Origin of the sequence: Paenibacillus etheri (genome assembly GCF_001012825.1) — a bacterium.
In the GTDB taxonomy this organism is placed as follows: Bacteria; Bacillota; Bacilli; order Paenibacillales; family Paenibacillaceae; genus Paenibacillus_AQ; species Paenibacillus_AQ etheri.
In genome coordinates, this window is the sequence record NZ_LCZJ02000033.1 from 102,518 (window position 1) to 115,982 (window position 13,465).

Below are 13,465 nucleotides of genomic sequence, written 5' to 3' on the forward strand. Positions count from 1 at the left end.
GTCGGCACATTGTATTCGGTTTTTCGCATACATTTGGCTCGCTTACGTTACTGGCAGCACATTGTATTCGGTTTTTCGCATACATTTGGCTCGTTTACGTTACCGTCGGCACATTGTATTTGGTTTTTCGCATACATTTGGCTCGTTTACGTTACCGTCGGCACATTGTATTCGGTTTTTCGCATACATTTGGCTCGTTTACGTTACTGGCGGCACATTGTATTCGGTTTTTCGCATACATTTGGCTCGCTTACGTTACCATCAGCACATTGTGTTCAGTTTTTCGCATACATTTGACCGTAAGCTCGACTAAAACATGCATTTCGAAGGCTATAAGGTCCGCTCGGCCCGTTATACATCCCAAAGAGGCGTGTGCTTAATTAAAAACAGGGCTCCCCATGGCCACCAGTTGAATATGGGCCCTCCCATAAATTCGTTTCACATTTCTCCGCAATCTCGAAATTTTATAAATTCTATTCCATAAAAAAAACCGCGCTAGGCGCGGATTCTTAAAGAAGCTATTAAGCTTTCTATTATTTCGCACTCTCGGCAATCGCCTTATAAGGTGCTAAATCTGTATATACTTCCACTTTAAGTGGATTGCGTTTATGTTTGATAATTTTATAGAAGTGATAGACAAACACTGCAATATTAGCTGCTAAAGATAATGCACTTACAACCCAAAGTGCCGTTTCGCTGTGAGTAGATTGTACGGAGAACTTTGAATCGCCAACAAACGCTGGGAAAGACATCGTAAACATCATCCAAATCGCCAAGGTTTGTGCACGGTGCTGTAGCCATGCTCCTTTTTTGAAGAAGAACGCTGGAATGGTACAAGAGATCAGAAGAGCTGCGCCTGCATAGAAGGAATGGTCAGAAACTGCGTTATATACATAGGCAAAGTTCCAAATATCATAAGCAATGATCCAGAACCAAAGCTGGTCCGGCCACAACATATCCTTACTCTTGTCTTTACTAATAACAATACCCATCCAACCAGAAATCGTAATAATGTTCAGAATACCTGCGATCCCGTTCATAATGTTCCAAGGACCACCAACCATCATTACGCCATCTACCATACCTTGCAAACTGTACACTTGGAAATCACGGATAACTGCTTCAAGAATGTTAACTGCAAGGATAATAGCCGGGAACATTAATATATATTTGTTCTTGTCCCAACCTTTAACATAACGGATAGCCATGAACCCTAAACATCCTGCCAAGGCAGAATATACTTTTACCCAGTGAAACCATGTTCCAGTACTGGAGCCTTCGCCTGCCGTATTTGGCCAAACCGCTACGGTAAGAACTATAGGGACAATTATAAACAGAATGATTGAAAACCACTTGCTCTTTCGAGCTATTTCGTTGAAAATCATTAATCCTGCAAGTACCACTAACCACATTAGAGCAGAGTACCAGGGAATCGATTCGAATAAAAACATAATGTATTCCTCCTTCATATTTGTATATAAGCTATGTCTTGAGTCCAATATATCCCATCCCACTTCGAACGATCAAACCACTCAAAACCTTGATATATCAAGGTTTTCATAGTCTCATTTGGAGTTGAGTTTACACATCAATAGGACTGGAATTCATCAAAGGACCTACCCGAACTAAGGGAATCCTTTGGGAAATATGTCTACAGAACTACACACTGTAAACCTAACTCGAACGTAAAATATCCCCGCAAAGTGGAGTTTTGCTTCAATTCTTACTCAGGTACTTTGCGGGGGGCCCAAAATATATACTTTATGCAATGTAAAAAAAACCTTGTCGACAAATTTCTTTGTGGACAAGGCTTACTACTCACATATTTTTAAAAGAATCTTTCAACCAAGTATTTCGAATATACGATACAGTTCTCCAGTGTGGGAAAATTCATGATTTCTCCAGCATAATAGATCTTATCTCTTCCCTGCATCTGATCAAGCCGTTCATAAAAACCTTCCCGGATCGCATTAGAATCCACATGGGGGAACTGCTTCCAGCGCTTCATCATATACAGACGGATGTTCTCGCCGCCAAGCTCGCGAAGTTTATTTTCTACCTTTTCCCGCATCTCTAGATCTGTCATCTCATCATTCTCCGCTACATAAACCGTAACTAGATCCGTTGTTCCCATATCTGCCCACCTGTAATACCATGCCATCATATGTCCCTTGCGTTCAGGATTCATATTGCAGGGGATATATCCAGAAAGCTCCGGTAACCCCTTCACTCTGTAGGCATATACCCGAAATCGTTCATAGATTATGCCCTCAAACAATGCTCTGTCTACCGAAGATAAGTGAATCATATCGCCCAGATGCTCTAAGGAAGCTGTATAAATAACCTTGTCAAAATAAAAAATATCCTGGCTTGTTTCCACACGCACCTGACTGTTTATCTCTTGCTCTATATGTAGCACTTCACAAGTCAGACGCAGATCCTCTACTTGGTCGGCCATTCTTCTAATGAGTTCAGTGACTCCCTTAGGCCAGGTTATCATGTGTGTGATCTCAATAAAGGATAATAAATTATCATAAGTAAGAAATTTCAACACATAAGCTGCCGGCACATCTTGAATACTCCCAAAACCAAAGGTATTGAAGTAATGCATATACACCTGCCCAATAACAGTTAGCTCATTCTCCGTACACCATTCTGAAAAAGGCTGACATAGATCTGCTGGTAAGTGGAGAAAACCCGGTTCTTGTAGTGACTTATAACGTTTCAAAATATCTGGCAACCGTTTGAATTCTTGTGTAAACACCTGGATCTGGTCCATGGGAATTTGAGAAGTCTTCCGCCCATTTGTATCAAAAAAACCTCGTTCCAATAGTGGTCCCTTATCCATAAGATCAAACTCTCTCATAAGTTCTATCGTATGTTTATAGGTTGGCAAGCCAATCAGTGTCCCCATTTCATAAGTTTTCCCTTTGTATTCAATGGAGTGGCACTTGCCACCTACACGGTCTGACTTCTCAAGGAGAGTAATATGGGTATATCCTTTTTTCGCTAGTTGGTAGGCAGCGGTAACCCCAGAAATTCCTGCACCGATGATCCCTATCCTGTCTTCATGCTTCATATTAGTCATCATCTGTTATCTCCTTGTAAATAACCATAATGGCAAGGTCTCACGCTGACCCGTATACTCAAGTGCAACATCTGATGGTATTTTACCTTGATTAGGTCCGTCTGTGATTACCCTGTTGAAATTATAGAGCCTCAAATATTCGTGTAAGCGCTTTTCCAGTATCTCAAAGGAATCTATCGAGGCATCCAACCAAGCCTGCTGGTAAAATTCTTTCGTCAACACCGCTACAAATTGCTGTAAGGGCTGAAACACTTCTGTCTGATCTGCAGTTATAGCTACTTGATTTATGTTATTCTTATGTAAAAAATCGCTGTATTTATGTTTACCTCTATCCCAGTTTGTAGTAAATTCACGACTCTTGTTCGTAACCAGATTATTAATTTGGAATTCTAAGGTCTTCATCAATGGGATGACCTTCAAATCCATAAAATCGATAAAATGAATGGCGGACTTCCGATTATAAAGCTTAACTAAGCCTAATCTGGAATAGGCATCGTAGACCGCATATTGATACACCTTTCCTACCCTTGGGAACACTCCCATATAGCTAATACTCTGTTGGCACATATACCCGGGATGAGCATTTTCCGGATTCTTCATCTTATAGTCCAGAGGTTTTGGTTTCTCTTTACACCCTCTGCTGTTAGCCGCTTGCGCGCCGTTCCTCTTCTTCGCTTTGACTTCTTTGGCGTAAGCCTCACGCTCTAGTCTCTTGCTAAGTCCATTTCGACGCAGCACATTATAAATCCCTGACTCCCCTATGTTCACACCCTCATCTTGCAGTTCATAAAAGATACGCTTAGGCCCATCCTCTGGGAATTTAGCAACGTATTGTAAGATCAATCTTTCCGTTCGTTTATCCACTTTATTAGGCATTACCGGCTTTCGTTCCTTCTCTGCCAGTCCATCCATCCCCTGCTCTTGGTAAGCTTTACACCACTGATAATAGATCGTCCGGGATATGCCAAACTCCTTGCAGGTTTCGCTCACATTATTGCTGATGGTCCCTTGCATGAGGATATGATATTTGTTGTTTGCATTCACCTATGACACCCCCTACTCTCTTTATTTTATACATAGTTGGCATTTAAATCAGTGCTATTCTACAATTTCTTAAGTTCATTTCATGACTTATGTAAGAAGATCTATATAAAAAAGAGAGACCGCTCAAGGCTTCTTCCCATTCCGAACAAAATGTGTGATGTATTCCCCTCCAGAAATCTCCAAGCAGTTCAGACGTTGACCATATGCGCATCCACCATCTACACCAATCTTATCCCCCTGCGGACTAAACCAGATTTCTTCAGAATCATGTAGATCCATCGTCGAGGTATGACCGAAAATAACCGTTTTGTTAGTACTAACTACCGGATTCGTATAAAATGATTCTCTGATCCAAATGAAATCGTACGGCTCCTGCCGCTTCCAATCCTCTATTAATGGATTAATCCCTGCGTGGACAAAGATATGCTCTTCTGTCTCATGATAAAGTGGCAATGAACTTAGAAAATCCAAATGATGCTTGTATTTCTGTCTAATCTCTTCTTTCAGTAACATATAATCGTTCCAGCCAAAATCCTTATTAAAAAAGACCGAATCTGCCTCACAATAGCTCATCAATGTATACAATCCGCCGTTGCTAAGCCAATGGGTATCCAGTTTATCAAATTCGCTGGTGAGCGCATCATAGGCCATTTTATCATGATTGCCTTTTAGAACTGTGACGCCCCATTCCCGCTTCAGAGTCATGACTTGATCCACAATCCCTTTACTATTGGGACCTCTATCCACATAATCTCCCATCAGGATAAGCTTGTCCTCGGATGGACGATAGTTTACCTTTTTTAACAATGCGTTGAATTCGGAATAGCTTCCGTGAATGTCGCTAATCGCTAGTATTCTGATTGTAATTCCTCCTTGCTCTGGATGCTGCAAGCTAAAACGCCTTCGGCGTCCTTTAAAGGACGGTGAGCGTTTATGCGAGAATTATAAGGATAAAGTATATCGTGAAACTTATACTTTCTTATAATTAAAAAAAAGACGTTCCGGCCAAAGGCACCGAAATATCTTTTGGTTATGTTCGCTATACGGAATCCATAACGAGCGGATCTTCATCCGATTGAGTAAAAAGCTGGCGGCTTCTGACTTCATGCACCGCTTCTTGAAAACGATCACACAGAAAAATCAACTGGTCGATCTCTTTCTTACCTACTTTTTCCGTAACTTCACTTAGAATACCTGAAAAAGTAGCCATCTGGGAATCATAAATCTTCTCCCCTTTATTCGTCAGACCAATATATACAACCCGCCGATCGGTATCGGACGTTGTTCGCACCACGTAACCCTTCTCCTCCAAACTATTAACCATTTGTGTCGCAGTAGGTCTGCTAATTTGGAGCAAGTCGCTTAATCTGGAAATCATGACTCCCTGCTGCTCTTCAACTTCGTCTGAAAGCTTCTTTCGCTTCATTAAATTGTTTATGACATACATCATCATAAATTCTCTATACGAAATAGCCTCCTTCGAGGACGGACGAGAGGTCAAACGTTTAATATTCTCAAAGGCTATGATTAGCTTTTGCTCTTGGCTATTTTGAGTATCCATAGGGCACCTCCAATTTAACTCAATCTAATTAGATTACTTACCTATTTCCAAAAAATCAAGTCCAAATCACATTCTGTTTCCATAAAAATTAAATAATTAAACAGTTGTGCTAAATGATGAATTTGTGTATTATACATAAATGATAGTTTGGCTACCTAATTATTAAGACGTGAATTCCCAAACTACAATATATAGAAGTTAAAGGAGAGGAACAGCTCTGGAGCATCTCACGCAAAAGAAAAAAGTTACAATTATGATTGCTTTAATGGCGGCTATGTTTTTCGCAGCAATCAACCAGACCATTGTGGGTACTGCAATGCCCCGAATTATTGCAATGTTAGGAGGCATTGAACATTATACTTGGGTAATCACCATCTATATGCTCACCTCTACAATCGCTACCGTACTTGTCGGTAAATTATCCGATATCTATGGAAGAAAGCCATTCCTCTTAGCGGGGATCGTTATTTTTATTATAGGTGCTTTCCTGTCCGGATTGTCGACAGATATTTTCCAAATGATCACTTATCGCGGGATTCAAGGTCTTGGCGGCGGGATTCTAATGTCGGCTACCGTAACTGCCGTAGGTGATTTGTTCGCTCCTAGAGAGAGAGCCAAGTGGACTGGAATTATGATGGCCATATTTGGATTCTCTAGCGTAATTGGTCCTACCCTTGGAGGCTTCATGGTGGATCACATGGCTTGGAAATGGATCTTCTGGATCTTCTTGCCTTTCGGTATCGTGGCTTTCTTTATGATTTGGAAAATGTTCCCTAAAACTGCACGCTCCACCTCAGAATCCATTGACTACTTAGGTTCCATTTTCCTTTCCCTTACCATTGTTGCCCTCTTGCTCGGCTTTTCATGGGCGGGTACAAAATATGAATGGGGTTCACCAGAGATTCTCAGCTTGTTCGGGGCATCTATTCTCGGAGTTATTATTCTGATTCTGATTGAACGAAAAGCTAAAAGTCCAGTATTGCCATTATCCTTATTTAAGAATTCCATCGTAACCATCTCTATGGTTGTCGGCTTCCTGATGAATGCCGGTATGATGGGCGCAATGATCTATCTGCCATTCTTTGTCCAAGGTGTAGAAGGTGTCTCCCCGACCAACTCCGGATTCATTAATATGCCGATGTCATTAGCAATGATTGTACTTAGTACGCTTGTGGGAAGATGGATCTCCAAATCAGGTAAATACAAGCGTTATGCACTGATGGGTATGCCATTTATGGTTGTAGCCATGATCATAATGGCCTTTATGAGCAACATAGCTATGGCAGTAGTCAGCATGATTGTCTTCGGGATTGGTTTAGGACTATCGATGCCTGTATTTACCTTAACCGTGCAAAATGCTGTAGCTCCTTCCATGCTAGGAGTTGCTACTGCTACAAATACTTTGTTCCGTAATTTAGGTGGAACCATCGGTATCGCTATTATGGGTACCATCATGAACACTTCATTAACGAATAAACTAGAGGCAGTGGTATCCTCTGGCAAGAGTCCGGATTTAACCAAACTTGACCCTGAATCCGCTAAGCAGCTTTCCGCATTTATGAACCCGCAAATGCTGCTAGATCAGCCTAAACTGAAGGAACTGCACGCAACGCTGCCAGAGCAGATCCAGCCGCTCTTCAATCAATTGATTGAGATGCTGCGGAACGCACTAAGCGATTCCTTGACGGTTGTATTCTTAAGCGGCACGGCACTGTTAGTAGTCGCAGCACTGCTTGTCCTGTTCCTTAAAGAGATTCCATTACGAAGTGGCGAGAAAAAAATAGAGGTAACTGCAGAGGGGAAAAGCGAAAGCAAAAACCTTGAAAAGTCTGTACCTGCTGCACATTAATCACAAATAAATATACATTAGAGATGTCCGTAAACAGCTTAGGCTGTGCGGCATCTCTTTTTTATGTGAAGGATTAGGATTCGGTTGGTTGATCGTTCAATTCTTCGAAATAATCATAGACTTCGTTTAACAGCTCCATTAACGAATCTGTCTTATCTTTGCCCATATAATCAATCATACCTTTAAAGGTATTTCGGGATTTCGTCACGGCCATTTCGGCCAAATGCTCTCCTTTTTCCGTAAGCGTGATCTCACTGATTCGGCGATCCTGAGCATCGGCAGAACGTACTACATATCCCTGTGCAATCAGGCTATTGACCATCTGTGTAACCGTAGGAGAAGTGACTTTAAGAAACTTGCTGATATCTGAAACCGTCTGGCCCTTCTTCCCTTCCCGTTCCTTGCCAAGCTTTAAAGAGACCAACATCCGAACCTCACTAGGCTTCAATCCCCAGACCGTAGTTTTACGCCAGTTCATCCTGGAAAATTGCTGAAAAGCTTCCCTTAGTCCATCCACATTCTGATATTTATCTTCGTTCATTAGTACACCCCATAAGATCCATTTAATACTAAGTATAGCCTAATCGGGCATAAAAAAGAATTGATAGATGTCAGCTCTATTTTCAAATCATTACTAGCGAGATGTATAATGAGATAAGAAGAATGGGCTTTGTCGTCCTTTACCGACGATAACTGTTAAATCGTTATATTTAAAATACAGGCAGTTCCTGCCTATTCGAAAGAGGTTACCTATCATGTCCTTTTCTTATTCTACATATGATGCTCTAGGGCTTGCTTCGCTTGTCAAAGCACGTGAAGTCTCCCCTCGTGAGCTTATCGAAGCCGCCTTCGCTCGGCTAGATGAAGTCAATCCAGTCCTTAATGCGGTTGTACGCACTCGTAGAGAAGCTGCTCTTAAGGAAGCTGACGAAATGCCTGTTCATGATAGCTCTCGCCCGTTTGCTGGCGTTCCTTTTCTGCTCAAGGATATCTCCCAAGCTATCGCTGGAGAACCGCTTACTTCGGGTGCCATGCTAATGAAAGACAATATTGCTAGACGCGACTCGAACTACGTAGCACGAATCAGAAACAGCGGTTTTATTCCGCTTGGACATACGAATACGCCAGAATTCGGCCTCAAAAATATAACCGAGAACGTCATTCACGGCCCGGCACGTAATCCGTGGAATCCCGAATATTCCCCTGGAGGTTCGAGTGGTGGCGCAGCAGCTGCGGTAGCTTCTGGTATTGTTCCGGCAGCGGGAGCTAGTGATGGCGGCGGCTCGATCCGTATCCCTGCCTCCTTCACCGGCTTGTTCGGACTGAAGCCAACCCGTGGACGCACCCCAGTAGGACCAGGTGTAGGCCGTCAATGGCAAGGAGCTTCTATTGATTTTGCATTGACAAGGTCCGTACGTGATAGTGCGGCTATGCTGGATCTACTACAGGTTGTGCAGCCAGAGGCTGCTTTTCAAACACCGCTATATCCGGGCGTCTATCTGGATGATCTATTCAAGCCAACACAGCGAAAACTACGCATAGCGTTCACAACAGCATCTCCAGTAGGTACTCCTGTAACGAATGAAGCAGTAATTGCTGTGCTCAAGACTGTGAAATGGCTCGAAGCTGAGGGGTATGAAGTTGAAGAAAAGCTGAGTCCAGTAAATGGTGTAAGGCTGATGGAGAATTACTATACGATGAATACCGGGGAAGTGGCAGCGATGTTCGTATCGCTGGAAAAAATGATGGGACGTTCCATTTCTTCCAGTGAAGTCGATATCGTTACTTGGGTCCTTGGGGAAGCCGGAAGAAAAGTCTCTGCGGCAGAATTTGTGCATAGTCTGGATGAATGGGATATTGCAGCCGCTCAAATGGCAGGTCTGCTTAACCGCTACGATCTGTATATCACACCAACAAATGCAGATTCAGCTCCTAAGATTGGCGAGTTAACGCATAGCTCTGCTGAAATCGAAAAATTGCTGCATGTACATGAGTTGCCGAAAGAGGAACAAGAGCGAATGATTTACGCTATGTTTAAACCAAGCCTAACCTACACACCGTTCACCCAGCTCGCCAATTTGACGGGTCAGCCAGCTATGAGCGTTCCCGTCCATCTGTCGCGAGAGGGTCTGCCGATGGGGGTACAGGTAATGGCTGCTAAAGGCCGGGAAGATTTACTGCTTCAGCTTGCAGCCCATCTTGAACAATCCGAGCTGTGGGTAGGGATGACAGGGAATCCGCTCTTTCCATGATGAATTAGAGGGAACAGGTTGCAAACCTTACGCTACTCCTGCTCACGCCCGCAAATGCCATAGAAGAAGAGATGGATGGCTTCCTCAAGGAAAGCATCTATATCTTCTTGTTTGCTGGCTTCATCCAGCATTTCTCCTGAACTTCGCATATACATTCCTATAAATGAAAGTATCCCTTTGGTGGACACTTTATTTGAAATTTCTCCTCGCGCTTTTCCATCCTCCACCATCTTGACCATCAATGGTAAAACGTCGTTCGTATACCGTTCTTCAATATAATGAAACATTTCCTGGTCCTCAATCATGAGCTCCTTTACAGTCACGGGAGACAATGAACTGTAGGTTTCTCTCTCCATCGTCATAATGTATTCAATGATCTCTTTTAGAGAATGCGCTCCATGAATGTAATCTTCAAATTCACGAATGGCCTTCTCTATAAAGTCCTTAAAGGACTCACTAAGCAGTGCCTCCTTACTGCCAAAATAATTATAAATCGTTACCTGTGAGACCCCTGCTTCTTTCGCGATGTCTGCGATCCGGAGACGTTTGGGTTCCCAGCTCTTGAGCATCTCCATAGTAGTCTTCATAATTTTAAGTTTTTTCTGTGCTGCTCTTTTCTCAAATCCGTTCATGCTATCCACCCTTAACTTCATTATATAGAGCGCTCATTTAAATTTAATGAAATATTTAGGATTAATTATTTCATAATTAGATTGACTTCGTTATTCACTAGGAATAATATAACATATGAAATATCCAATTAGTAATAGTTCATTATTTTGCAGTGGGGGTGGCGGCATGCTTGTAGTTGAAGGCTTAACCAAACGTTTTTCGAATGGCAAAGGAATCGAAGATGTTACGTTTACCGTTAATAAAGGTGAGGTATTTGGGTTTCTGGGACCTAATGGCGCGGGTAAATCTACGACCATAAGACATATCATGGGATTTATGTTGCCGGATCAAGGATATGCGAGCATTCATGGACTCGATGTATGGAAAGCACAAGGCACAGTCCAGAAGCATATCGGCTATCTACCCGGTGAAATCAACTTTTTTGACGGGATGACGGGCATCTCCTTCCTTAAGTTCATGTCTGGTATGCAAGGGATGAGGAACACTACCAAACGCGACCACCTGATTGAAAGACTGCAATTTGACGCCGCAACTCCGATCCGCAAAATGTCAAAGGGAATGAAGCAAAAAGTCGGTATTGTCGCAGCTTTTATGCACAATCCTGAAGTTATTATTCTGGATGAACCCACCTCGGGACTCGACCCGCTTATGCAAAAGGTATTTATAGATCTCGTATTAGAGGAAAAAGCAGCCGGAACCACATTTCTAATGTCCTCTCACAGCTTTCAAGAAATTGAGCGTACCTGTGACCGAGCTGCAATCATTAAAGACGGACGTATCATCACTGTGAAAAATATCCACGAATTGCAATCGATGCAGCGGAAGCTGTTTGAGGTTGTTTTCGCGAATCGCGAAGATGCAGAACAATTTGCCGCCTCCGGTCTACAAGTGGAAGCTCATGAAGGGAATATGGTCCGCATTGCCGTTCAAGGCAATTACGATCGATTCATTCAGGAGACCGGTAAATATAATATCCGCAGTATGGATGTGTTCACGCAGAATCTAGAGGACATTTTCATGGACTATTATGACCGTGAGGGGGCCGTGCAATGAATCTTCCACTCTATAAAGAAATGATGAGGGTGAACCTCAAAGGCATTATGAATTACGCCTTCGGTTCTGCCTTCTATATTCTGTTTATGATCTGGCTATATCCAGGGATCGCCGGAAGTACACAAGCCATTGATGACCTCATTAAAGCTATGCCGGAAGGTGTGGGTAAAGCTTTTGGGTTAAATAGCGGATTCACCAGTGCTGAAGCTTTTATCTCAGGGGAATATTACGGGCTTATTCTGGTACTGATTCTATCCATTGTATGTGTACAAATGTCAACGCAGCTCATGGCTCGACTCGTGGATCGTGGCTCTATGGCTTATCTGCTCATAGCACCAACTACGCGGAGAAAAGTAGCTACCACGCAGGCGCTTGTACTCACAACAGCTTTGCTCCTGATTATGGGTGTAACCACACTAGCAGGATTATTAGGCAAAGCATGGTTTCTCGGCAGTGAATTTGAATTTAACAGTGGCCGATTTGTTCAATTGAATACCGTGGCCTTTTTATTGTTCTTTGCCGTTGGGGGACTTACTTTTCTTATATCTTCGGTATGTAATGATGAGAAAAAAGCGCTTGGAATTTCCGGCGCTATCACTTTTGGATTCTTCACTCTAGATCTGCTCGGTAAAATAAGCGATAAACTGGAGGGGTTACGTTACCTAACCTTATTCTCCTTCTATCAGCCTGGCAAAATCGTTCAAGGAAACGTGGAAATTGTTCAGGTTTCTAGTTGGTTACTGTTGATCGGTATTCTCGCTTTTGCCATAGGGATCGAACTGTTCAGACGACGGGATCTTCCATTATAAGAAAAGAGGCGCTCCAATAGCATGTGGCTACTGAAGCGTCCCCTTTAATAAATAGAAGAATATAATAAGCTCCTTCACACTAGAGAAGCATTATTTTAAAATATAAGAATTTAGACGCCGAAGGCGTTTATGCTTGTGATTCGTATCCGGTCTAGGGACACCAAAGTTTGGCGTTCCATCTTCATTCCACTGGATCACTTGCACACGCGCGTGACGATTAGGATCATATAATGGGTCTCCTACAATCTCCTTATAGCTTCTGGCATGGAACACTAGGATATCCTGTGTGCCATCCTCTGAGACTGTAAAGCTATTATGTCCCGGACCATATTGACCGTTTTCTTCAGAAGTCGTAAACACGGGTTCTGGTGTTTTGACCCATGATTTCGGATCCATTAAATCACTATTCTCATCAGCGGTTAACAATCCCATACAGTAGTTATGATCTGTTGCACTTGCCGAGAAAGTCATGAAAATACGTCCATTGCGCTTAAGAACCGCCGCACCCTCATTCACCAAGAATCCGATTTTTTCCCATTCATATTCAGGCGTGGTGATGCACACCTGCTCTCCTTTTAATGTCCAAGGATTCTCCATTTCAGAGATATACATATTAGAATTACCAGGAACATCAGGATCCTTTTGTGCCCAAACGTAGTATCTGACCCCTCTGTGTTCAAAAGTGGTTGCATCCAAGGCAAAGGATTCCCATTTCGTTTTGATTTGGCCCTTTTCCACCCACTCACCTTCCAAAGGATTTACGGATGAATTTTCTATGGCAAACATACGATGATCAAACAAGCCATCTTTCGTATCGGAGGTATGTGCAGCTGCAAAATACACGTACCATTTCCCACCAATATAGTGAATCTCAGGCGCCCAAATATTGGCGCTCATTAAGCCAGTTTCATGCTTAACCCAAATCGTCTTGCCCTCAGCCTCTGCTAATCCCTGAATGGATTCAGAACGGCGAAGCTCGATTCTATCAAACTCCGGAACCGAAGCTATGAAATAATAATAACCATCAGTATGTTTATAAATCCATGGATCTGCTCTTTGCTCAATAAGTGGATTTTTCGCTTTGAATTCTCTCATGATGACAACTCCTATATCTCTCTTTATTTTTAATTTTATGGGTGACCAAAACACACCCTTCCTTGTAAGAAGGCAAGGTGT

Annotated in this window: 12 protein-coding genes; 4 read left to right on the top strand and 8 right to left on the bottom strand. The window is 42.6% G+C overall.

What is annotated here, in order from left to right; all coding sequences use genetic code 11:
• Positions 1 to 533: 533 nt before the first annotated feature.
• The 5 genes from UQ64_RS20190 to UQ64_RS20210 form a co-directional block, all read right to left on the bottom strand.
• Entirely contained in the window at positions 534 to 1,451 is a 918-nt protein-coding gene (locus UQ64_RS20190) for a DUF5692 family protein (protein ID WP_060625281.1), read from the bottom strand.
• Between the two features lie 377 nt (positions 1,452 to 1,828).
• Positions 1,829 to 3,091, bottom strand: a complete 1,263-nt coding sequence (locus UQ64_RS20195) for an FAD-dependent oxidoreductase (RefSeq protein WP_060625282.1) — start codon at positions 3,089 to 3,091, stop codon at positions 1,829 to 1,831.
• Positions 3,092 to 3,094: 3 nt separating this feature from the next.
• A complete protein-coding gene (locus tag UQ64_RS20200) occupies positions 3,095 to 4,132 on the bottom strand; it encodes a helix-turn-helix domain-containing protein (RefSeq protein ID WP_060625283.1) in 1,038 nt (345 codons plus the stop codon).
• A 123-nt stretch (positions 4,133 to 4,255) separates the two neighbouring features.
• On the bottom strand, positions 4,256 to 5,023 hold the full coding sequence (locus UQ64_RS20205) for a metallophosphoesterase family protein (RefSeq protein ID WP_245238118.1): 768 nt from the start codon (positions 5,021 to 5,023) through the stop codon (positions 4,256 to 4,258).
• A gap of 148 nt (positions 5,024 to 5,171) precedes the next feature.
• Positions 5,172 to 5,693 (bottom strand): MarR family winged helix-turn-helix transcriptional regulator, encoded by a 522-nt coding sequence (locus tag UQ64_RS20210; RefSeq protein WP_060625284.1) that lies wholly within the window; start codon positions 5,691 to 5,693, stop codon positions 5,172 to 5,174.
• Positions 5,694 to 5,910: 217 nt separating this feature from the next.
• On the opposite strand from UQ64_RS20210, the gene UQ64_RS20215 reads away from it, so the two are divergent.
• Complete coding sequence (locus UQ64_RS20215) at positions 5,911 to 7,542, top strand: MDR family MFS transporter (protein ID WP_060625285.1); 1,632 nt, start codon at positions 5,911 to 5,913, stop codon at positions 7,540 to 7,542.
• A 73-nt stretch (positions 7,543 to 7,615) separates the two neighbouring features.
• On the opposite strand, the gene UQ64_RS20220 is transcribed toward UQ64_RS20215, so the two are convergent.
• Positions 7,616 to 8,083 (bottom strand): MarR family winged helix-turn-helix transcriptional regulator, encoded by a 468-nt coding sequence (locus UQ64_RS20220; protein ID WP_060625286.1) that lies wholly within the window; start codon positions 8,081 to 8,083, stop codon positions 7,616 to 7,618.
• Positions 8,084 to 8,297: 214 nt separating this feature from the next.
• Between UQ64_RS20220 and UQ64_RS20225 the strand changes: the two genes are divergently transcribed.
• Positions 8,298 to 9,794, top strand: coding sequence for an amidase (locus UQ64_RS20225; protein WP_060625287.1), 1,497 nt, complete (start codon positions 8,298 to 8,300; stop codon positions 9,792 to 9,794).
• Positions 9,795 to 9,826: 32 nt separating this feature from the next.
• On the opposite strand, the gene UQ64_RS20230 is transcribed toward UQ64_RS20225, so the two are convergent.
• The gene (locus tag UQ64_RS20230) at positions 9,827 to 10,426 is read right to left on the bottom strand and encodes a TetR/AcrR family transcriptional regulator (RefSeq protein ID WP_060625288.1); all 600 of its coding nucleotides are present in this window, start codon (positions 10,424 to 10,426) and stop codon (positions 9,827 to 9,829) included.
• Between the two features lie 166 nt (positions 10,427 to 10,592).
• Here UQ64_RS20230 and UQ64_RS20235 point away from each other — a divergent pair, with 166 nt between their 5' ends.
• Positions 10,593 to 11,480 carry an ABC transporter ATP-binding protein gene (locus tag UQ64_RS20235; protein WP_060625289.1) on the top strand — a complete coding sequence of 296 codons (888 nt, stop codon included), beginning with the start codon at positions 10,593 to 10,595 and terminating at the stop codon, positions 11,478 to 11,480.
• Entirely contained in the window at positions 11,477 to 12,289 is an 813-nt protein-coding gene (locus UQ64_RS20240) for an ABC transporter permease subunit (RefSeq protein WP_060625290.1), read from the top strand. Before UQ64_RS20235 ends, UQ64_RS20240 begins: the two co-directional genes overlap by 4 nt.
• A 90-nt stretch (positions 12,290 to 12,379) precedes the next feature.
• Here the strand turns inward: UQ64_RS20240 and UQ64_RS20245 are convergent, their stop codons facing one another.
• Positions 12,380 to 13,384 (bottom strand): glycoside hydrolase family 43 protein, encoded by a 1,005-nt coding sequence (locus tag UQ64_RS20245; protein WP_082651221.1) that lies wholly within the window; start codon positions 13,382 to 13,384, stop codon positions 12,380 to 12,382.
• Between the last annotated feature and the right edge of the window lie 81 nt (positions 13,385 to 13,465).

What these genes read in the sequence shown, in the direction of transcription:
- UQ64_RS20190 (WP_060625281.1), bottom strand. Translation starts at nt 1,451, where the DNA reads ATGTTTTTATTCGAATCGATTCCCTGGTACTCTGCTCTAATGTGGTTA.
- UQ64_RS20195 (WP_060625282.1), bottom strand. Translation starts at nt 3,091, where the DNA reads ATGATGACTAATATGAAGCATGAAGACAGGATAGGGATCATCGGTGCA.
- UQ64_RS20210 (WP_060625284.1), bottom strand. Translation starts at nt 5,693, where the DNA reads ATGGATACTCAAAATAGCCAAGAGCAAAAGCTAATCATAGCCTTTGAG.
- UQ64_RS20220 (WP_060625286.1), bottom strand. Translation starts at nt 8,083, where the DNA reads ATGAACGAAGATAAATATCAGAATGTGGATGGACTAAGGGAAGCTTTT.
- UQ64_RS20225 (WP_060625287.1), top strand. Translation starts at nt 8,298, where the DNA reads ATGTCCTTTTCTTATTCTACATATGATGCTCTAGGGCTTGCTTCGCTT.
- UQ64_RS20230 (WP_060625288.1), bottom strand. Translation starts at nt 10,426, where the DNA reads ATGAACGGATTTGAGAAAAGAGCAGCACAGAAAAAACTTAAAATTATG.
- UQ64_RS20235 (WP_060625289.1), top strand. Translation starts at nt 10,593, where the DNA reads ATGCTTGTAGTTGAAGGCTTAACCAAACGTTTTTCGAATGGCAAAGGA.
- UQ64_RS20240 (WP_060625290.1), top strand. Translation starts at nt 11,477, where the DNA reads ATGAATCTTCCACTCTATAAAGAAATGATGAGGGTGAACCTCAAAGGC.
- UQ64_RS20245 (WP_082651221.1), bottom strand. Translation starts at nt 13,384, where the DNA reads ATGAGAGAATTCAAAGCGAAAAATCCACTTATTGAGCAAAGAGCAGAT.